This window comes from Streptomyces sp. NPDC057963 (assembly GCF_042887155.1).
Taxonomy (GTDB): Bacteria; Actinomycetota; Actinomycetes; order Streptomycetales; family Streptomycetaceae; genus Streptomyces.
Map to the genome: position 1 here is coordinate 364,296 of NZ_JBHVPX010000008.1, position 20,833 is coordinate 385,128.

At 70.7% G+C, this 20,833-nt stretch carries 17 protein-coding genes; 9 read left to right on the forward strand and 8 right to left on the reverse strand.

Annotated features, from left to right (window positions below; genetic code table 11):
- Window positions 1-357: 357 nt before the first annotated feature.
- Together ACFVT1_RS21385 and ACFVT1_RS21390 are read right to left on the reverse strand one after the other, a co-directional pair.
- Window positions 358-1,308, reverse strand: coding sequence for a carbohydrate kinase family protein (locus tag ACFVT1_RS21385; protein WP_389797657.1), 951 nt, complete (start codon window positions 1,306-1,308; stop codon window positions 358-360).
- Between the two features lie 14 nt (window positions 1,309-1,322).
- Entirely contained in the window at window positions 1,323-2,303 is a 981-nt protein-coding gene (locus tag ACFVT1_RS21390; RefSeq protein WP_389797660.1) for a pseudouridine-5'-phosphate glycosidase, read from the reverse strand.
- A gap of 154 nt (window positions 2,304-2,457) precedes the next feature.
- Here ACFVT1_RS21390 and ACFVT1_RS21395 point away from each other — a divergent pair, with 154 nt between their 5' ends.
- Window positions 2,458-2,820, forward strand: coding sequence for a cupin domain-containing protein (locus ACFVT1_RS21395; RefSeq protein WP_362206736.1), 363 nt, complete (start codon window positions 2,458-2,460; stop codon window positions 2,818-2,820).
- A gap of 67 nt (window positions 2,821-2,887) precedes the next feature.
- Here ACFVT1_RS21395 and ACFVT1_RS21400 read toward each other — a convergent pair whose 3' ends face one another.
- From ACFVT1_RS21400 to ACFVT1_RS21410, 3 genes are all read right to left on the reverse strand, one after another.
- Entirely contained in the window at window positions 2,888-4,291 is a 1,404-nt protein-coding gene (locus tag ACFVT1_RS21400; protein ID WP_389797663.1) for an MFS transporter, read from the reverse strand.
- 141 nt (window positions 4,292-4,432) lie between these two features.
- Window positions 4,433-4,975 (reverse strand): methylated-DNA--[protein]-cysteine S-methyltransferase, encoded by a 543-nt coding sequence (locus ACFVT1_RS21405; RefSeq protein ID WP_389797665.1) that lies wholly within the window; start codon window positions 4,973-4,975, stop codon window positions 4,433-4,435.
- A gap of 59 nt (window positions 4,976-5,034) precedes the next feature.
- Complete coding sequence (locus ACFVT1_RS21410) at window positions 5,035-5,982, reverse strand: glycerophosphodiester phosphodiesterase (protein WP_389797667.1); 948 nt, start codon at window positions 5,980-5,982, stop codon at window positions 5,035-5,037.
- A 214-nt stretch (window positions 5,983-6,196) separates the two neighbouring features.
- On the opposite strand from ACFVT1_RS21410, the gene ACFVT1_RS21415 reads away from it, so the two are divergent.
- The 6 genes from ACFVT1_RS21415 to ACFVT1_RS21440 all read left to right on the forward strand — a co-directional run bounded on the left by ACFVT1_RS21415 (window position 6,197) and on the right by ACFVT1_RS21440 (window position 14,104).
- Window positions 6,197-7,087, forward strand: coding sequence for an MHYT domain-containing protein (locus ACFVT1_RS21415; protein WP_389797669.1), 891 nt, complete (start codon window positions 6,197-6,199; stop codon window positions 7,085-7,087).
- A 63-nt stretch (window positions 7,088-7,150) separates the two neighbouring features.
- Entirely contained in the window at window positions 7,151-9,286 is a 2,136-nt protein-coding gene (gene uvrB, locus ACFVT1_RS21420) for an excinuclease ABC subunit UvrB (protein ID WP_389797671.1), read from the forward strand.
- Between the two features lie 132 nt (window positions 9,287-9,418).
- The gene (locus ACFVT1_RS21425; RefSeq protein WP_362206741.1) at window positions 9,419-9,997 is read left to right on the forward strand and encodes a TerD family protein; all 579 of its coding nucleotides are present in this window, start codon (window positions 9,419-9,421) and stop codon (window positions 9,995-9,997) included.
- Between the two features lie 160 nt (window positions 9,998-10,157).
- Window positions 10,158-12,110, forward strand: a complete 1,953-nt coding sequence (locus ACFVT1_RS21430; RefSeq protein ID WP_389797674.1) for a TerD family protein — start codon at window positions 10,158-10,160, stop codon at window positions 12,108-12,110.
- Between the two features lie 265 nt (window positions 12,111-12,375).
- Complete coding sequence (locus ACFVT1_RS21435; protein WP_389797676.1) at window positions 12,376-13,380, forward strand: TerC family protein; 1,005 nt, start codon at window positions 12,376-12,378, stop codon at window positions 13,378-13,380.
- A gap of 205 nt (window positions 13,381-13,585) precedes the next feature.
- Window positions 13,586-14,104 (forward strand): tyrosine-type recombinase/integrase, encoded by a 519-nt coding sequence (locus ACFVT1_RS21440; RefSeq protein WP_389797678.1) that lies wholly within the window; start codon window positions 13,586-13,588, stop codon window positions 14,102-14,104.
- 192 nt (window positions 14,105-14,296) lie between these two features.
- Here ACFVT1_RS21440 and ACFVT1_RS21445 read toward each other — a convergent pair whose 3' ends face one another.
- Window positions 14,297-14,479: a hypothetical protein gene (locus ACFVT1_RS21445; protein ID WP_389797680.1), complete on the reverse strand. Its 183-nt coding sequence runs from the start codon at window positions 14,477-14,479 to the stop codon at window positions 14,297-14,299.
- A 98-nt stretch (window positions 14,480-14,577) separates the two neighbouring features.
- Between ACFVT1_RS21445 and ACFVT1_RS21450 the strand changes: the two genes are divergently transcribed.
- Window positions 14,578-15,765, forward strand: coding sequence for a serine hydrolase domain-containing protein (locus ACFVT1_RS21450; RefSeq protein WP_389797682.1), 1,188 nt, complete (start codon window positions 14,578-14,580; stop codon window positions 15,763-15,765).
- Window positions 15,766-16,071: 306 nt separating this feature from the next.
- On the opposite strand, the gene ACFVT1_RS21455 is transcribed toward ACFVT1_RS21450, so the two are convergent.
- On the reverse strand, window positions 16,072-16,725 hold the full coding sequence (locus ACFVT1_RS21455) for an MBL fold metallo-hydrolase (RefSeq protein ID WP_389797684.1): 654 nt from the start codon (window positions 16,723-16,725) through the stop codon (window positions 16,072-16,074).
- Window positions 16,726-16,735: 10 nt separating this feature from the next.
- Window positions 16,736-17,425 carry a maleylpyruvate isomerase family mycothiol-dependent enzyme gene (locus ACFVT1_RS21460; RefSeq protein WP_389797686.1) on the reverse strand — a complete coding sequence of 230 codons (690 nt, stop codon included), beginning with the start codon at window positions 17,423-17,425 and terminating at the stop codon, window positions 16,736-16,738.
- A gap of 175 nt (window positions 17,426-17,600) precedes the next feature.
- Between ACFVT1_RS21460 and uvrA the strand changes: the two genes are divergently transcribed.
- A complete protein-coding gene (gene uvrA, locus ACFVT1_RS21465) occupies window positions 17,601-20,660 on the forward strand; it encodes an excinuclease ABC subunit UvrA (protein WP_389797688.1) in 3,060 nt (1,019 codons plus the stop codon).
- Window positions 20,661-20,833: the final 173 nt, after the last annotated feature.

A 20,833-nucleotide genomic window follows, 5' to 3' on the forward strand; every position in this document is an offset into this window, starting at 1 on the left:
CGCACGTGGCCCTCCCTCCTCACCGACGCGGTGCGCCTCGGCGATGTCGGCGGGTGGGAAGGTCCGTACAGAGGTGAGTGGGAAGGTCCGTACAGGGGGGGGCGAAACGCCCGGCTTTGCGCCCCTCGCAGGCACTTCCCTCGCAGGCACTGTAGATCGCCGGCGTCGGCCCGCCGCCCCTGATCCGGCCTGATCCAAACGAGAGGCCCTGGCGGAGCCACCCGGGGCGCGGTGTCCACCCAGGTGCGTTGCGTCTGCCTCGGCACCGCAACCGCAGCGGCCCTCGCCATCCGGCTCCGCACATGGTCGACCGGGCAAGTCCTGGCGGGCCGGGTCCGGTCCGGCGCGCCGGGGGTGTCATGGACCGGGGCGGCCCCCCACGGTCGTGACCGCCTTCGCCGCCGAGCGGCAGCCCGCCTCGACGGCCGCGGCGTCGTCCGCCCCCGACAGGTGCGCCGCGAGGAAGCCGCCGGTGAACGCGTCGCCCGCGCCCGTCGTGTCCACGACCCCCCGCACCCGCACGGCAGGGACGTGTCGGGTCACCGTGCCCGCGACGGCCAGCAGGGCTCCGCCGCCGCCGAGGGTGACGACCACGCGGGGTATCTGGAGGCTCAGCTTCGCTGCGGCGTCGGCCGGTTCGGGGAGTCCGGTGAGCAGCCGGGCCTCGTCCGCGTTGGGCAGCAGCAGATCCGCGCCTTCCACGGCTGTCAGGAACCGGTCGACGCCCAGATCGGCGAGGAAGCCGGCCGACGCCGGGTCGACGCTCACCGTGATCCGCCGCCGCCGGGCCTCTCGCAGGGCGAGCAGAGCCGTCGCCCTGCTCGTCGCGGCGAAGAGGAGGTAGCCGGAGAGGTGGAGATGGGCGATGCCGTCGAGCATCGACGCCGACCAGTCGTCGGGGGAGAGGTGGAGCACAGCACCGCTGTCGGTGAGGAAGGTGCGCTCGGCGGCGGAATCGACGAGGGCGACGACGGTGGCGGTCGGCACGTCGTCGTCCACGGCCAGCAGGCAGCGGACTCCCGCCTGCTGGAGCGCGTCCCGGTGCCAGGCCGCGCTGTCGGCGCCGACGCGGGCCAGCAGCCGTACGTCGCGACAGCCCGAACGGGCCGCCCAGCAGGCGACGTTGGCGCCCGCGCCGCCGGGGAGGGTGCGGATGCGGGCCGAGGTGTCCGTGCCGTGGATCAGCGCCGTCGCGTGCCGGGCCACCACATCGGTGACCACATCGCCGACGACGAGAAGGCCGCCGCCGGTCACCGATCCGCTGTCGGTCGTGGCCCCGTCGCCGGTCGCCGGTCGGCCGTCGACCATGGCTCCGTCGCCGTTCACCGACCGGCCGCCGGGTTCCGGCGCGACGCCGTGTCCTGTGCGGCGGTCCAGGCGGCGGAGATCCGCGCGGCAAGCGATACGTTGCCGCGTACGGCCGCCAGGTTGGCCTCCAGCGAAGCGCCCCCGGTTCCCCGCATCAGCCGCTCCAGCAGGAACGGCGTGACGGCCTGGCCGGCGATGCCGCGCTCCCGGCATGCGGCGAGGGCCTCGGTCAGCACGCGGTCGTGGAGCGCGGGGTCCAACTGGTCCTGAACGGAAACGGGGTTGGCGACGACCAGCGCGGAGCCGGGACCGCCCAGCGCGTCCTGCGCCCGCATCACCTCCGCGACCTCCTCGGGCGTCCGTACCGTCCAGTCGACCGGTTCGCCGGAGCTGTTCAGATAGAAGCCGGGGAAGCGGCCGGTCCCGTAACCGAGCACCCCGACACCGAGGGTTTCCAGCCGCTGCAGCGTGGCGGGGACGTCCAGGATCGACTTCACCCCCGCGCACACCACGGTGATGCCGGTCCGCGCGAGGAGCCGGAGATCCGCGGACTCGTCCTGGGTCTCCGCCCACCCCCGGTGCACGCCGCCGAGGCCGCCGGTCGCGAAGACGCGCAGGCCCGCGTGGGCGGCCAGGAACGCCGTTGCGGACACGGTCGTCGCCCCGCTGGCACCCGTCGCCAGGGCCGGTGCGAGGTCCCGGTGGCCCAGCTTCCGCATCTGCGGATCGGCGGCGACCCGCTCCAACTGGTCCTTGTCCAGGCCGATGCGGGCCCGTCCGTCGAGTACGGCGATCGTGGCGGGCACCGCGCCCGCGGCCCGTACGAGCCCTTCGAGCTCCTCGGCGACCCGCAGGTTGCGGGGGCGCGGCAGACCGTGGGCGATGATCGTCGACTCCAGAGCCACGACGGGGTGGTGCGTGACGAGGGCCGCCCTCACCTCGGTGGAGAGAACGGGGGCGTAGGAGTGCGCGCTGCGTGACGCATTCGATGACATGTCCACATCCCTGTCGCGGGCGCGCCGGCCTCAAACGTGCGGCCGGGACACCGGCCGGATCACCTGTCCCCTCCGCGGGCACTCCCGGTCCTGGTGTGGGCACTCCCGGTCCTGGTGCCGAGTCGCTTCGAAGCGGTCGCTAGGGTGACCGGCCATGACCACACTTGATCAAGCTCCCGCCACTTTTGCCGTGCACATTCCGGATGCCGAACTCGAACCGGAGCCGCTCGATCCGGCACAGATCGTCTCGGGCGAGCCCGTGGTGACCGGCAAGGTGCTCTGGGAATCGCCCGACGGCAAGCAGGTGCGCGGCATCTGGCAGATCACGCCCGGCGTGGTCACCGACACGGAGGCCGACGAGCTGTTCGTGGTCGTCAGCGGACGCGCGACCGTGGTGGTCGAGGGCGGCGCGACGCTGGAGATCGGGCCGGGGGACGCCTGCGTGCTGCGCGAGGGCGACCGTACGACGTGGACCGTGCACGAGACGCTGCGCAAGGCGTACCACATCAGCCTCTGACGCCTCCGGAATCTCTGATACCTCAGGACCCTTTGACGCCCCTGTCACCTCAGGAACCTCTGGCGCCTCAGGCGTCGGAGGTGGGGGCGGCAGACGCGCCGGGCGACGTGGGCGCGGGCGCCGTTGCGGAGGCTGCCGCCCCGGTCCGTGCCGCAGGACGGGCGAGCGCTCGGCGCAGCGCCAGTGCCGCCATGGGCAGCAGCAGACATGCTCCGACCACGTTCAGCCAGCCGTAGCTCGCCCGGGCGACGACCACCCCGGCGATCATGCCGCCGATGCCCGCCGCCGTGTTCATGGTCAGGTCCGACAGACCCTGCACGGCGGCGCGGGCGGCCTGCGGCACCGAGTCGGTGAGCAGCGCCGAACCCGAGACCAGCCCCGCCGACCAGCCCAGCCCGAGCACGAAGAGACCGGCCGCCGTCTGCCCGTGGTCGGCGCCCGCGGTGCCGGCCAGAAGCGCGGCGCAGGAGAGCAGCCCGACCGCAAGGCCGATTACGGTGAGCCGGCCGAACCGGTCGGACAGCCAGCCCATCACGGGGGAGAACGCGTACATGCCCGCGATGTGACCGCTGATGACCAGGCCGATCAACTGGAGTCCGGCGCCGTGATGGCCCAGATCGACCGGGGTCATCACCATGATCGAGACCATCGCGGTGTGCGAGACGGTCACCGTCACCAGTGCCAGCCGTGCTCTTGCGGACGCCCGGACCGCCGCGATGCCGGCACGCAGCGAACGGCCCGCCGGCAGCTCGCCGTCCCGCGGCGCCAGCGCCCGTGCGGTCAGCAGCGGGTCCGGCCGCAGCAGCACCCAGACCACCAGGGCGGCCAGCAGAAAGATCCCGGCCGCGAAGAAGAACGGGCCCGCCTTCTCGGATATCGCGGTGCCGCGGAAGACCCGTCCCACGGGGGCCGCGATGTTCGGTCCCAGGACCGAGCCGATCGTCGTGGCCCAGATGACGGTGGAGATCGCCCGGCCGCGCCGGTCGGGCTCGACCAGATCCGCGGCGGCGAACCGGGCCTGCAGATTGGCCGAGGAACCGGCACCGAACCCGGCCATGCCGAGCAGCAGCAGCGGGAAGCTCTCCACGACGGTGGCCAGCACCACGAGTCCCGCGCCGAGCGCACCGATCAGATACGCCAGTACGAGACCGGGGCGCCGCCCGCGCGAGGTCATCAGCGCGGCCAGCGGCAGCGAGAGCAGCGCCGTACCCGTCACCGACGCGGTCGGAGCCAGGCCGGACAGTGCCTCGGAGCCGCTCACCTCCGTGGCCAGGACCGGGGCCAGGGCGATACCGATGGGCACGCCGAGGCCGCCGAGTATCTGGCTGGCCATGAGCACCGCGGACGTCCTGCGCCGCAGTCCGGGCAGCTCGGCCGCCGTGACCGGGCGGGCGGGGCGGCCGGGCCCGTCGGGGGTGTCAGGTGCGTCGAAGGTGTTGGTCACTGACGCAGTGTGCCAGCGAGTACACATGTACGAAAACAGGGCCGTCCGGGCTCGGCGACGGCCATGCGCGGGGGCGGAGCAGAGTACGGCCACGGGAAGGGGGCAGGCGGCGGAGGCGCTGATGCTCCGGGGCCCGCATCGAAGAGGGCCGACCCCGGCCGGACCGGATCAGAACAGCGGCTGGGGCAGCACACCCTCCAGAGCCAGCAGCTTCCGCTTGGTTTCGAGCCCGCCGCCGAACCCGCCGAGCCCGCCGCCGCTCTCCACCACCCGATGGCACGGCACCACCACCGGCAGCGGATTGGACCCCATGGCCACCCCGACCGCCTGCGCGGCCCCCGGCTGCCCCACACGTTCGGCCAGGTCCCCGTACCCGGCGACCGCCCCGTAGGGCACCCCCGTCGCCAGCTCGCGGAGCACCTGGCGGTTGAAGCCGGACGTCAGCGACCAGTCCAGTTCCAGCGAGAACTCCCGCAACGATCCCGCGAAATACGCCGCGAGCTGGCGTATCGGCTCGGCGAGCCGCGCGGAGCCGGGGTTCTCGACCGGCTCCGCACCCAGTCGCGCCCGCAACTGCCCGACCGCCTTCTCGCGGACCTCGGGACGGGCATGGAAGACCACGCTCACCAGCCCCGCGCCGGTCGCGGCCAGCAGCAGCGGGCCGATGTCGCTCTCGACGACGGCCCACTCGACAACCCCGTTGCTGTTCATGGAAACCACGGTACGACCGGCCACTGACAACGGGTCGCGGCGGCGGGGCCGCCGAGCCGTCAGCCGGTGGCCCCGCGCACCACATCAGGGGTGTTGGTGATGATCCCGTCGACGCCGAAGCCCGCCACCTTCGCCGCGCTCGCCGCGTCGTTGACCGTCCAGGTGTTGACCCGGAGCTTCTTGCCGTGCGCGCCCTTCAGCGCGTGCACCGCCTTCACGTAGTCGGCGGAGACCGACGTGTACGAGGGGTTGATCTGGTCGGTGAACGCCGCGTACGAGGGGAGGTCGGCCACCGCGGGGGTGCCGAGGAAGCCGGTCGTGACGTCCGGACGCTGCTGGTGCACCTTCTTCACGCTGTCCGCGCCGAAGCTCTGGACGACGAGCCTGTGCTTGACGTGTTCGCGGTCGAGCCACCCCTTCTGGCGCAGCACCCGCAGGGTCTCCTTCTCGATGCCGGGGTAGATCTCCGGGCTCTTGATCTCCAGCAGCAGATTCTGGTGGTTGCGCTCGATCCGGTCCAGGTACTGCTTGAGGGTGGGCACGCGGGCGCCGGCGAACTGCGGACCGAACCAGCTGCCCGCGTCCAGCCGGGCGATCTCGGCGGCCGTGAAGTCCTTGACCGCCCACGGCGCACGGTCCGGGAAGACCTCCTCGACGTCGGTGGTCCGCTTCAGATCGGTGTCGTGCACGACCACCAGGACGCCGTCCTTGGTGAACTGGACGTCGTTCTCCACCCAGTCGAAACCGAGGGCGTCGGCCTTGTCGACCGCGGCCAGGGTGTTCTCCGGCGCGTACGCGGAGGCGCCCCGGTGGGCGAAGACGACCGGGGCGCCCGGCTTCGTGTCCGGCGTCCGGGCGCTCACGGTCCGGATTCCCGTGACCGCGGTGGTGCTCGCGTGCCCGGCCGTGGTCGTGGTCTGCGTATCGGTGGCCGGCATCAGCAGCGCGCCGGCACCCACGAGAGCGGCGGCGGCGACGGCGGCGGCAGTTGCGGTACGTGCGTACACGTGTACTCCTCGCGTCAGAGTTGCGGACGGGCCGAGAGTGACAGCTGTCCCCCAACGGAGGACAGGCGAAGGATGGCCACAACGTGAACGCCGCTGCTGAGACCGGGTCACGGACCGATTTCCTTGTCGATAAAATGCAGCTCATCTGTTTGTCTGCCGGGCCTCGCGCCTTAGGGTCACCCAGAACCCGGGCTTCCGCGAAGGGCGTACGAGCATGCAGGGCACGACCGACGGTTTCAGCTATGGAGCGGTGACGCCCGTAGCGGCCTTCCTCATGGCCTGCCTCGGCGCGGCTCTCGGCTTGCGCTGCACGACTCGTTCGCTGCGCACCGAGCGTTCCTTCAAGGCCGGCTGGCTGGCCCTCGGCGCGACCTCCATCGGCTCCGGCATCTGGACGATGCACTTCATCGCGATGCTGGGCTTCTCGGTCGAAGGAGTGGCCATCGACTACGACAAGCCCCTCACCTTCGCCAGCCTCGCGGTCGCGATCGGCATGGTCGCCATCGGCATCTTCATCGTCGGGTACCGGGGCGCCACCCGGATGGCCCTGGTGACGGGCGGCACGATCACCGGGCTGGGCGTGGCCACCATGCACTACCTGGGCATGGCCGCAATGCGTCTTGAGGGGCGGTTCGAGTACGACACGATCACCGTGGCGCTCTCCGTCGTCATAGCGGTGGTGGCCGCCACGACCGCGCTCTGGGCGGCCGTCTCCATCCACGGATTCCTGCCCAGCCTCGGCGCCAGCGTCGTGATGGGCGTCGCGGTGAGCGGCATGCACTACACGGGAATGGCCGCGCTCAGCGTCCATCTGCACCCCGGCGCCGTCGTCGGCGCCGGTCCGGCCGACGAGCCGACCGCCCCCCTCGTACCGCTGCTGATCGGCCCCGGCTGCTTCCTGCTCGTCGCCGCCGTCGTCGTGATGTTCGACCCCCTGATGGTGATGGGCACCCCGGACTGGGACGACCCCGAGGCCCTGAACGGGGCCGGCCGTCCCCCCGGAATCCCGGCCCCCCGCCAGGTCCCGCGGTTCGGTACCCATGCCGATCCGGCGTCGTTCCACTCCCGGCCGCGCGATCCCGCGCCGCCGCCGGGAGAATGGTGACCCCCGGCCCGGCACCGCGGCCGGTCCGGCCCGGTTGTCAGTGGGGGGTCGTACGGTGGTTGCATGCGGCCCGTTTCGAAGATCGAACGTTCGGTGGCGCCTTTCGAGGTCGTCAGTCCCTACCAGCCCAGCGGCGACCAGCCCGCGGCCATCGCCGAGCTGGAGCGGCGCGTCCGTGCCGGTGAGAAGGATGTCGTCCTGCTCGGCGCGACCGGCACCGGCAAGTCGGCGACCACCGCCTGGATGATCGAGAAGCTGCAGCGCCCCACCCTCGTGATGGCGCCGAACAAGACGCTCGCGGCCCAGCTGGCGAACGAGTTCCGCGAGCTGCTGCCCAACAACGCCGTCGAGTACTTCGTCTCGTACTACGACTACTACCAACCCGAGGCGTACGTCCCGCAGTCGGACACCTACATCGAGAAGGACTCCTCGATCAACGAGGAGGTCGAGCGGCTGCGCCACTCCGCGACGAATTCGCTGCTCACCCGGCGCGATGTGGTCGTGGTCGCCTCCGTCTCCTGCATCTACGGCCTCGGTACGCCCCAGGAGTACGTGGACCGGATGGTCCAGCTCAAGGTCGGTGACGAGATCGACCGCGACCAGCTCCTGCGCCGCTTCGTCGAGATCCAGTACAGCCGCAACGACCTCGCCTTCACCCGCGGCACCTTCCGGGTCCGCGGCGACACCATCGAGATCTTCCCCGTCTACGAGGAGCTCGCCGTCCGCATCGAGATGTTCGGTGACGAGATCGAGGCGCTCTCCACCCTCCACCCGCTCACCGGCGAGGTCATCAGCGAGGACCAGTCCCTCCATGTCTTCCCCGCCAGCCACTACGTCGCGGGCCCCGAGCGCATGGAGAAGGCGGTCGGCGGCATCGAGCAGGAGCTGGAGCAGCGCCTCGCCGAGCTGGAGAAGCAGGGCAAGCTGCTGGAGGCCCAGCGGCTGCGGATGCGCACCACGTACGACATCGAGATGCTCCGGCAGATCGGCACCTGCTCCGGCGTCGAGAACTACTCGATGCATTTCGACGGCCGCTCACCCGGCACGGCCCCCAACACCCTCCTCGACTACTTCCCCGAGGACTTCCTCCTCGTCCTCGACGAGTCGCACGTCACCGTGCCGCAGATCGGCGCCATGTACGAAGGCGACGCCTCCCGCAAGCGGACCCTCGTCGACCACGGTTTCCGGCTCCCGTCCGCGCTCGACAACCGCCCGCTGAAGTGGGAGGAGTTCCTGGGCCGGATCAACCAGACCGTCTATCTCTCCGCCACGCCCGGAAAGTACGAGCTGTCCAGGGGCGACGGCTTCGTGGAGCAGATCATCCGCCCCACCGGCCTCGTCGACCCGGAGGTCGTCGTCAAGCCCACCGAGGGCCAGATCGACGACCTGGTGCACGAGATCCGCACGCGCGCCGAGAAGGACGAGCGGGTCCTGGTCACCACCCTCACCAAGAAGATGGCCGAGGACCTCACCGACTACTTCCTGGAGCTCGGCATCCAGGTCCGCTATCTGCACAGCGACGTCGACACGCTGCGCCGCATCGAGCTGCTGCGCGAGCTGCGCTCCGGCGAGTACGACGTACTGGTCGGCATCAACCTCCTGCGTGAGGGCCTCGACCTGCCAGAGGTGTCGCTCGTCGCCATCCTCGACGCGGACAAGCAGGGCTTCCTGCGCTCGGGGACGTCCTTGATCCAGACGATCGGACGCGCGGCGCGCAACGTCTCGGGGCAGGTCCATATGTACGCGGACAAGGTCACCCCGGCGATGGCGCAGGCCATCGACGAGACCAACCGGCGCCGCGAGAAGCAGATCGCCTACAACACCGAGCGCGGCCTCGACCCGCAGCCGCTGCGCAAGAAGATCAACGACATCGTCGCCACGATCGCCCGCGAGGAGGTCGACACCGAGCAACTGCTCGGCAGCGGCTACCGCCAGGCGAAGGGTGCCAAGGCCCCCGTTCCCGCGCTGGGCGTCAAGACGGCCGGGGCGAAGACGGCCGGCGCCAAGAAGGCCGGGGGCAAGGGTGCGGTGGTCACCGACCGGCCCGCGACCGAACTCGCCGGAATCATCGAGGAGATGACCGATCGCATGCGGGCGGCCGCCGCGGACCTGCAGTTCGAGGTGGCGGCCCGGCTGCGCGACGAGGTCGGTGAACTGAAGAAGGAGTTGCGCCAGATGCGTGAGGCGGGCCTCGCCTGACGGTGTCGCATCGGGTGTGTTGCAGGACCGACACGAAATCACCCCAAGCGGCCGCACTGTCGGTGCGACTGCGTAGGGTGCTGGGAAAACCGCGCACGGACGGTTGCGGGGCAAGCGGAGAGGGGACAGCGCGTGACGGTCAATATGACCAAGGGTCAGGCCATCAGCCTGCAGAAGAGCGACGGGGGGACCCTGACCGCGGTAAGGATGGGGCTCGGATGGCAAGCGGCGCCGCGCCGCGGGCTGTTCGGTTCGCGTACGCGGGAGATCGACCTCGATGCGTCGGCGGTGCTGTTCGCCGACAAGCAGCCGGTCGACGTGGTCTTCTTCCGCCACCTCGTCAGTGACGACGGCTCGGTCACGCACACCGGGGACAACCTGGTCGGCGGTGCAGGTTCGGGCGGCGACGACGAGGCGATTCTCGTGGACCTGCAGCGGGTGCCGGTCCACATCGACCAGATCGTCTTCACGGTGAACTCCTTCACCGGCCAGACGTTCCAGGAGGTGCAGAACGCCTTCTGCCGCATCGTCGACGAGACCAACGGCCAGGAGATGGCCCGCTACACGCTGGACGGCGGCGGTCAGTACACCGCCCAGATCATGGCGAAGGTGCACCGTTCGGGGAACGGATGGCAGATGACCGCCCTCGGGAACCCGGCCAACGGCCGCACCTTCCAGGACCTGATGCCGGCGATCCTGCCGCACCTGTAGGCACGGCCGGACCAGCCGTTCGGCATCGGCACGCGCAGCTCCCGGAGGCATCGGCCGCCGGGAGCTGCACCACATGGCGCCCGACCGGGGCGCCGGACCACACGCGCCGCACCGTTCAACACCGCACGACGCGGCGGCAACTCATCGAGGGGACAGGGCAATGACGGCCGAGCTGGTCCGGGGGCAGAACCACACCTTGCCCCAGACCCGTCTGGAGATCCGGGTGTCGGCCGGTACGCCCGTCGTGGCCGGTGCCACGCTCGGCGACGAGAGCGGCACGGTGCACGGCACCGAGTGGATCGCCCACCCGGGATCGCCCCGACTGCCCGGGCTCGAAGTGTCCCGGCAGGCCGCCGCCGACCACCGCCTCGCCGTGGACCTCGACGCGCTGCCCGCCCCGGTGCACCGGGTCACCGTGCTGCTGGCCCTGCCCACGGGCGTCGGCGGCCCGGTCCGGTTCGGCGCGATCGCCGCACCGTTCGTCGCCGTCACCGGGACCGAAGGCACCGAGATCGCCACCTTCACCCTCACCGGCCTGGACAGCGAGTCCGCGGTCACCGCACTGGAGCTCTACCGCCGCCAGGGTGCCTGGAAGGTCCGCGCCGTCGGTCAGGGCTACGCGGGCGGCCTTGCCGCCATGCTCGCCGACCAGGGAGTGCCCCGGGCGGTCGAGCTGGCCCACACGATCCAGGACGCGGTCACCCGTGCGACGGCCCGGTCGGTCGCACCACCCCCGCCGCGCACCCCGGAGACGGACCGGGCAGGGCTCGGCACGGGCCCCGTGCCGACCTCGGACGGGGGCGGACCTCCCGTCGCACCGCCGACGGCCGCCCAGCCGTCGGAACCGCTCACCGGGTCCACCGCCCCGCCGTCCGCGGCCCCGACGGGCGGCCCCATCAACTACGCGCACCCACGCCGCCAGGCCACGGCGCCCCCGCCGCCCCCTCCCACCGCGCCGCCCGCCGAGCCGGGCCGCCCCGCCCGGCCCGTCGCCGGGGACGCGACCGGCTGGTCCATGGAGGAGCGCCTCTACAACCAGATCTGGGGCATGTTCGAGGACCTGGCCCGCACCACCGCCGCGTACCGCAGTGCGGTCGACTTCGCCGAGTCCCGCATGGACCAGGAACTCGACCGGACCCTGTCCGACCCGCGCAACCGGATCGGCGGCGCCGGTGACCGGGCCCGCGAACAGGCCCGGGCCAAGCGCGACGAGCTGACCGCCCGGGCCCGCGAGGTCCTCGATCGCGATCTCGCCCAGCTCGCCGCCGAGTCCGCCGTCGTCGAACCCGCGCTGCCCGCCGCGTTCGCGGGATGGGACAACCCGGCCTGGCACGCCTACCGCGTGCCGATGGAGATACCCATGGCGCTGCGCATCGGCGACCTCCATCTGCCCGAGAGCCCGGACCTGCGGATCCCGCTGCTGGTCAGGCTCCCCCTGGAGCGCGGGATCTGGGTCGACAGCGGTCGTACGGCCTCCGAGGCCGCGGCCCTGACGGACACCGCCCAGCTGCGCCGCCTGGCCATGGAGAACGCGGTCGCGCACGCGGCCCGGCTGCTGGCCGTCTACCCGGCCGACGAGTTCTCCGTCCATGTCATCGACCCCGCGGGCTCGGCGGCCGGGGCGCTCGCCCCCCTGGTCGGATCCGGGGTCCTCGCCGGGCCGCCCGCCGCCGGAGCCGAGGGAGTGGCCTCCGTCCTCGCCCGGCTCACCCGGCGCGTCGACCTGGTGCAGATGGCGATCCGGGCCGGCGCCGCCGATTCCCTTCCGCCGGACCTGGACACGGGCGAGCAACTGCTGATCGTCAACGACTTCCCGCACGGTTTCGACGACCGGGCCGTGACCCAGTTGCGGTACCTCGCCGACGAGGGGCCCTCGGCCGGTGTCCATCTGCTGATGGTCGCGGACCGCGAGGACGCCCGCGCGTACGGACCGGTGCTCGACCCGCTGTGGCGCTCGCTCCTGCGGACGACCCCCGTCGCCGACAACCACCTGGCCGACCCCTGGGTGGGCCACGCCTGGACGTACGAGCCGCTGAGGATGCCGCCCGGCAGCCGGATCCTCGACCAGGTGCTCGCCAGGGTGGCCGCGGCCCGCCGCCCCCGGCGACTCTGAGCGGAGAAGCAGCCAACGGCTGCACCGCCCCGCCCTGACCAGCCCTTTTGAAAGATCTTTACCCTTCTCTTTACCTTTCCTTGGTGTTCCCTGTACTGTTCTTTGGGCGGAGGGGAGTACTCCCATACGCGGCGTGCCCGTCAGTACGGACTGTGACCGGTCCCGGGGCGCCGGCCCGTGGCGCACAAGCCCGTGCGCCCGGGTGGAAGAGACCTCCGGCAGCGACGACGCTGATCAGTAGCCGTAGCGAACTGCCGGAGGCGCAGTGGACGTTTCATGGACCCTCTGGGTGCTGACCATTCTTGGTCTGTCAGCCCTTATCGCCGTCGACTTCTTCATCGGGCGCAAACCCCATGACGTGACGACCAAGGAAGCCGGAATCTGGACGATCATCTGGATCGCGCTGGCCGCGCTCTTCGGACTCGGCCTGCTGGTCTTCGGCGAGAGCCAGGCATCGGGTGAGTTCTTCGCCGGATTCATCACCGAGAAGTCGCTCAGTGTCGACAACCTCTTCGTCTTCGTCCTGATCATGGCGAAGTTCTCGGTCCCCTCCCACCTTCAGCAACGGGTGCTGCTCGTCGGCGTCCTGATCGCGCTGGTGCTGCGAGCGGTCTTCATCGCCGCGGGTGCCGCGGTCATCGCCAACTTCTCGTGGGTCTTCTACATCTTCGGCGCGTTCCTGATCTACACCGCCTGGAAGCTCGTCCAGGAGGCGCGGGCCGACGAGGAAGAGGAGGAGTTCGAGGAGAACCGCCTCCTCAAGACCATCGAGCGCCGCTTCGGGGTCGCCGACCGGTACCACGGCACCAAGCTCTTCATCCGCAACAACGGCAAGCGCGTCCTGACGCCGCTGATGGTCGTCATGCTCGCCATCGGCACCACCGACGTGCTGTTCGCCCTGGACTCCATCCCCGCGATCTTCGGCCTGACCCAGGATCCGTACATCGTCTTCACCGCCAACGCCTTCGCCCTGATGGGGCTGCGGCAGCTGTACTTCCTGATCGGCGGTCTGCTGAAGAAGCTGGTCCACCTCAGCTACGGCCTCTCGGTCATCCTCGGCTTCATCGGCGTGAAGCTGGTGCTGCACGCGCTGCACGAGTCCGGGGTGCACGTCCCGGAGATCTCCATCCCGGTCTCGCTCGGCGTCATCTGCGGCGTGCTGGTGATCACCACGATCACCAGCCTCGTGGCCAACAAGAAGCGGGAGCGGGCCGAGGCGGCCGCGGAGGCGGACGAGTCCGCGGACAAGGGTTCCAGCATCGGCGCCTGACCGCGCCTCCTCACCCCGTCGGGCGGCCGGTGGCCGTCCGGCCGGGCGGAGGCCGAAACCGGCTGGGGCGGCAACGGACCGTTGCTGCCCCGGCCGGTGTCCGTACGGGTGGAGAAGGGCCGCGGCCGCCGTCACCAGCCGCGGGCGCGCCACTGCGGCAGCTGCGGACGCTCGTCGCCGAGCGTGGTGCGCGCAGATCCGTGCCATGCTCGCCGGAGCCGACCGGACCACCCTTGCGGGGAAGCGGAACGCCGCCCTGGTACTGGTCGGCTTCGCCACGGCGGCCCGCGTCTCCGAACTGGTCGCCCTGGACCTCGCCGCCGTCCTGGAGGCGGAGCACGGCTACGACGTGACCGTGTACCGCAAGAAGGTCCGCAAGCACACGACGAACGCCGTCCTGTACGGCACCGACCCGGCCACCTGCCCCGTCCGGGCGCTGCGCGCCTACCTCGCCGCCCTCGCGGACGCCGGACGCACCGGCGGCCCGCTGTTCGTCCGCATCGACCGGTGGGACCGCCTGGCCCCGCCGATCACCCGGGGCGGCCGCATCATCGGGGACCCGGCCGGCCGGATGACGGCGGAGGCCGCCGCCGAGGTGATCGAGCGCCTGGCCGTCGCCGCCGGACTTTCCGGCGGCTGGTCCGGGCACTCCCTGCGCCGCGGCTTCGCCACCGCCGCCCGGGCTGCCGGACACGACCCGCTGGAGATCGCCCGCGCGGGCTGATGGGGCGACGGCTCCCGTGTCCTCGCCCGATACATGGACGACGTCGACTGCGTGAAGAACTCCCCGCTCGTCGGCATCGGCCTGTGACTGTCAGCCGAGTTTTTCCCGAGGAAGAAGCACGGATCGCGCCTCCACGCGCACGGGGTGGCCCACCTCGGTAGTTGAATACGAAACACGGAGGAGTGATTGGGTTCAGCGGCAGAGTTCCATGACGGTGTCGTCGGGGTCGGGGAGCTCCCGCGCGGCCGGCTCGATGATGCCGGCGGCCGGGCGGCCATGGGGCGGCGCGAAGCGTTCCGGGGTGGCCGTCAGATCGTGGTCGGGCGCGGGATCCGGGCGGCGGCTACCCGACCTGGGGTTATCCCCATCTCGCATGGGCCCGCTGCCCGGATGGATCGGTGGATCTCAAACGCCCAGGCTGAAGGCCTACGGATTTCCGATGCACCCGGCAGGGTGCACAAGGAGGGTTCCCCATGACCGATCGTTCTCACTCGTTTCGACGTGCCCGCGCCTCGTCGTCCGGGCCGCGGCGAGGGATCGCGACGGTGCTGGTGATGGCCGCCACCGGTCTGGCCGTGGGAGGCGCTCTGCCCGTGTCCGCGGCGCAGCCCCGCGGCTCCGGTCAGGTCGTGCGGCAAGGCCTGGACCACCTGGTGCACGACGACGGGTACCCCGCCGCCCTGGCCGCCGACCTCGGCCGCGACGGGCGCACCCACAACTACGCTGCCGGCGTCGCAGACTTGAGCACCGGGGCGAAGGTGCCGGTCGACGGGCAGGTACGGGCGGGGAGCAACACCAAGGCGTTCACCGCCACGGTCGTCCTGCAACTGGTCGGCGAAGGCAAGGTCGCTCTCGACGCCCCGGTCGAGCAGTACCTGCCGAACCTGGTGCGCGGCGAGGGCATCGACGGCCGCCACATCACGGTACGTCAGCTGCTGCAGCACACCAGCGGACTGCCTGACTACGCCGAATTCGTGGGCGACCTCGTCGGCGCGCAGCGCCACACCTACCTCCAGCCCCGTACCCTGCTCGATCTGGCGCTGGCGCACAAGGCGCTGTTCGCTCCCGGGACCAGCTGGGCGTACAGCAACACCAACTACCTCCTGGCCGGCCTGATCATCGAGAAGGTCACCGGCCGCCCGCTGGCCGAGGAGATCACCCACCGGATCACCGAGCGCATCGGGCTGCGCCACACCTACTTTCCCGGCGCGGGCGACGAGGGCATCCGGGAAGCGCACCCGAAGGGCTACTACGCGCAGCCCGGGGGGCCGTTGAAGGACGTCACCGAGTTGGACCCCTCCTGGGCCTGGGCCGCCGGGCAAATGATCTCCACCCCGAGCGATTTGAACCGATTTTTCTCCGCCCTGTTCGGCGGCAGGCTCCTGGAGCCCGCGCAGCTCACCCAGATGCGGACCACCGTCGAGGTCCCCGCCGGCGAAATGTGGCCCGGTGCCCGGTACGGGCTGGGAGTGACCAGTACGGCGCTGAGTTGCGGCGGCCTGATGTGGGGACACGGCGGTGACATCCCCGGTTACCAGACGCGCACCGGCGTCACCGATGACGGCCGCGCCGTCACGGTTGCCGTCACCGCCGACATTGCGCCCGCCAAGCAGGGCCCCTCCGATGTCCTGGCTCTCCTCGACGCCACCTTGTGCAGGTGACGGCCGACGCTCCGTAGTGAGAGTGGCTGTGGTTGGCGCCGCCCAGTTCCAGGATCGCGCTGGTGGTCGCGGCCACGCTCCGCGCCTGTAGGGCCTGCCCTCGTGCGGTGGCCGGGTGCACATCATGCTGGGTCTTGGCCCTGGATGTTGGACACCAGAGACACTTGGATCCTGTTGGTTCGACACCTAACTGGACCTGGCACGAGAGGCAGGAGTTCGCCCGCAACCACCAGGCCCGTTACCGCGACCGCCTCACACTCGCGGCCTGATCGGCAGCACCCTCATCAGATCTGCACCCGTTCCGGTTTACCAGCCTCGGGCTCTCCACTCCGTTAGGTGCGGGCGTTCCGCACCGAGCGTAGTGTCATGGCCGTGGCCCGGGTAGACCCACGTCTCGTCCGGCAACTGGTCGAAGAGCTTCGCCTCGATGCCGTTCATCAGCGAGTCGAAGTCCTTCGGAAGTGTTGTCCTTCCAGGACCGCCCGGAAAGAGGCAGTCACCGGTGAACAGGTGCGGGGCGCCGTGCGGGTCGTCGTAGATCAGGGCGATGGAACCCGGGGTGTGACCGGTGAGGTGACGGGCGGTCAGGCAGACCCGGCCCACCCGGATCGTGTCGTTGTCGTCGACCAGGACATCGGTCGGGACCGGGATGCCCTCCGCGTCGTACCGCCCGGCGTAGGTACGCGCGCCGGTGGCCGCCACCACCTCGCCGAGCGCCTGCCAGTGGTCGCCGTGCCGGTGGGTGGTGACGACGGAGGCGATGCCGTCGGCACCGATCAGCCGCAGCAGGGTCCCGGCCTCGTTGGCCGCGTCGATCAGGAGCTGCTCGCCGGTGGCCCGGCAGCGCAGCAGATAGGCGTTGTTGTCCATCGGGCCGACGGCGACCTTGGAGATCATCAGATCCGTCAACTCGTGTACGTCCGCACGTCCGCCGACCTTGACCGTTCCGCTGTACGTCATACGACTCAGCTTATAGCGGGGGCAGTGCGGGAAGGGGGCCGCCTTCGGCGGCCAGCGCCGAGCCGTCGCGGCGGCCGCAGAGCCAGCCGAGCAGCTCGGGGGCCGTCCCGCGGACCGTGACAGGAGCGCCCGCCGCGCCGCCGCCCGTCGTCCAGGTCCGGTCCTGGCCGTCGCTCACGGTCGTGGACACGACATCGGGGTGGCCGTCGAACCGTTCGGCGAGGAAGCCGATCTCCCGGGTGACGAACTCTTCGGGAAGGTCCTCCAGCTCGTAGCCGATGCCCAGGTCGACATGGTGCAGCTCGACCTCGATGCGGCGGCGGAAGGGGATCCGGGAGGCCGAGTCCGTCACACCGTTGCGCATCGTGACCGTGCGGGACCAGTCGGCCGGGGCCGAGGCGGCCTCCGCGAAGCCGGCCGCGCTCCCGGCCAGGTCCGCCAGCTGCTCGGCCTTCGGCCGGGGCGCGCCGTGCTCGATGTCGCGGTCGCGAGTTTCGCTGTCTGCGTACATGGGCCGGCCCTGGAGAACATTTACGAGCGCGTCGGCGTTACGAGAGAGGTGCGCAAGTACATGGCCCCGGCTCCAGCCCGGCAATCGCGAGGGCTGGGCGAGCGCGGCATCGTCCAGTTTCCCGGTGGCGCTGAGCAGTCGATCGGTCGCTTCACGTACGGCGTCCAGGTCGTGCGCATGATCAATCATGACGCCGAGCCTAGCCCCGCCACTCGATCGGGTGAAGGAGTCAGCGGCCGTCCGTAAATCGAATGCGCGTGCTATACGCTCGGAGTCGAAAGCTTCGTACATCGCTGTGGCGCCCCCCATACCCTGGGACAGGGGCTCAGTTCCCCCATTTCTCTCTAGAAAGGTGCGGACCGGCGTGGCCGACCGTCTCATCGTCCGTGGCGCTCGCGAGCACAACCTCAAGAACGTCTCGCTCGACCTCCCCCGCGACTCCCTCATCGTCTTCACCGGGCTTTCCGGGTCGGGCAAGTCGTCTCTCGCGTTCGACACGATTTTCGCCGAGGGCCAGCGGCGCTACGTGGAGTCCCTCTCCTCGTACGCCCGCCAGTTCCTCGGCCAGATGGACAAGCCGGACGTCGATTTCATCGAGGGTCTCTCGCCGGCCGTCTCCATCGACCAGAAGTCGACCTCGCGCAACCCGCGCTCGACGGTCGGCACCATCACCGAGGTCTACGACTACCTCCGGCTGCTCTTCGCCCGGATCGGCAAGCCGCACTGCCCGGAGTGCGGCCGGCCCATCTCGCGCCAGTCGCCGCAGGCCATCGTCGACAAGGTGCTCGCCCTGCCCGAGGGCAGCCGGTTCCAGGTGCTCTCGCCGCTGGTGCGCGAGCGCAAGGGCGAGTTCGTCGACCTCTTCGCCGATCTGCAGACCAAGGGCTACAGCAGGGCCCGGGTCGACGGCGAGACCATCCAGCTCTCCGAGCCGCCCAAGCTGAAGAAGCAGGAGAAGCACACCATCGAGGTGGTCATCGACCGCCTCACGGTGAAGGACAGTGCCAAGCGCCGGCTGACCGACTCGGTCGAGACCGCGCTCGGGCTCTCCGGCGGCATGGTCGTGCTCGACTTCGTCGACCTCCCCGAGGACGACCCGGAGCGCGAGCGGATGTACTCCGAGCACCTCTACTGCCCGTACGACGACCTCTCCTTCGAGGAGCTGGAGCCCCGCTCCTTCTCCTTCAACTCGCCCTTCGGCGCCTGCCCCGACTGCACGGGCATCGGTACGCGCATGGAGGTCGACCCCGAGCTGATCGTCCCCGACGAGGAGAAGTCGCTCGACGAGGGAGCGATCCACCCCTGGTCGCACGGCCACACCAAGGAGTACTTCGGCCGGCTGATCGGCGCGCTCGCCGAGGCCCTCGGATTCCGTACGGACATCCCGTGGGCGGGGCTGCCGCAGCGCGCCAAGAAGGCCCTGCTCTTCGGCCACAAGATCCAGACCGAGGTCCGCTACCGCAACCGGTACGGGCGCGAGCGCGCCTACACCACCCCCGCCTTCGAGGGAGCGGTGCAGTTCGTCAAGCGGCGGCACTCCGAGGCCGAGAGCGACTCCAGCCGGGAGCGCTTCGAGGGGTACATGCGCGAGGTGCCCTGCCCGACCTGTGAGGGCACCAGGCTCAAGCCGATCGTCCTCGCGGTCACGGTGATGGAGAAGTCCATCGCCGAGGTCTCCGCGATGTCGATCAGCGAGTGCGCCGAATTCCTCGGCCGGATGAAGCTGAACGCCCGCGACAAGAAGATCGCCGAGCGGGTGCTGAAGGAGGTGAACGAGCGGCTGAGGTTCCTGGTCGACGTCGGCCTCGACTACCTCTCGCTTAACCGTGCGGCAGGCACCCTGTCCGGCGGCGAGGCCCAGCGCATCCGGCTGGCCACCCAGATCGGCTCCGGCCTGGTCGGCGTGCTGTACGTGCTGGACGAGCCGTCCATCGGCCTGCACCAGCGGGACAACCACCGGCTGATCGAGACCCTGGTCCGGCTCCGTGACATGGGCAACACGCTCATCGTCGTCGAGCACGACGAGGACACCATCAAGGTCGCCGACTGGGTCGTCGACATCGGCCCCGGTGCCGGTGAGCACGGTGGCAAGGTGGTCCACTCCGGATCGCTCAAGGAGCTGCTGGGCAACGGCGAGTCGATCACCGGCCAGTATCTGACCGGCAAGAAGTCGATCGCGATGCCCGGCATCCGGCGCCCCGTCGACCCGACGCGCACCCTCACGGTGCACGGTGCCCGGGAGAACAACCTCCAGGACGTCGACGTCTCCTTCCCGCTCGGCGTGCTCACCGCCGTCACGGGTGTCTCGGGTTCCGGGAAGTCGACGCTGGTCAACGACATCCTCTACACCCACCTGGCACGCGAACTGAACGGCGCCAAGTCGGTCCCCGGCCGGCACACCCGGGTCGACGGGGACGACCAGGTCGACAAGGTGGTGCACGTCGACCAGTCGCCCATCGGCCGTACGCCCCGGTCCAACCCGGCCACGTACACCGGCGTCTTCGACCATGTACGCAAGCTGTTCGCGGAGACGATGGAGGCGAAGGTGCGCGGCTATCTGCCGGGCCGTTTCTCCTTCAACGTCAAGGGGGGCCGGTGCGAGAACTGCTCCGGCGACGGCACCATCAAGATCGAGATGAACTTCCTGCCGGACGTGTACGTCCCGTGCGAGGTCTGCCACGGAGCGCGCTACAACCGGGAGACCCTGGAGGTCCACTACAAGGGCAAGTCCATCGCCGAGGTGCTGGACATGCCGATCGAGGAGGGCCTGGAGTTCTTCGAGGCCGTCCCGACGATCGCCCGCCACCTCCGTACGCTCCACGAGGTCGGCCTCGGATACGTCAGGCTCGGCCAGTCCGCGCCGACGCTCTCCGGCGGTGAGGCTCAGCGTGTGAAGCTCGCGAGCGAGCTGCAGAAGCGCTCCACCGGCCGCACCGTCTACGTTCTGGACGAGCCGACCACGGGTCTGCACTTCGAGGACATCAACAAGCTCATCAAGGTGCTCTCCGGGCTGGTCGAGAAGGGCAACTCGGTGATCGTCATCGAGCACAACCTCGACGTGATCAAGACCGCGGACTGGGTCATCGACATGGGCCCCGAAGGGGGCAACGGCGGCGGTCTGGTCGTTGCCGAGGGAACCCCGGAGCAGGTCGCCGGGGTTCCGGCCAGCCACACCGGCAAGTTCCTCCAAGGCATCCTGGACCCGGACCGGGTGAGCGAGGCCGCGGTGCCGGCCGCCCGCAAGCCGGCCCGGAAGGTGGTGGCGAAGAAGGCGGTCGCCGCCCAGTCGGCCCCGGCCAGGAAGACGGCCACGGCCAGGACGAGCGCGGGCCAGGCCGCGAAGTCGGCCACGGCCAGGACCGCCAAAACGGCTGCGGCGAAGAAGCCCGCGGCGAAGAAGGCGACCCGCGCGCGCAAGGCCTGACGGCCCGCGCCCAGGCGGCGGCCCCCGGAAGCCCGGGGGCCGCCGCCTGCGACGGCAGGGGTCCGCCCCCACCGGAGCTCCGGGCACGGATGCGGGGGTGAAGGCGCGCCCGGCGCCCGCTTCACCCGCTCCGCCCGCTCCGGCGCCCGCTCTGCCTGCCCCGAAGCCTGCCT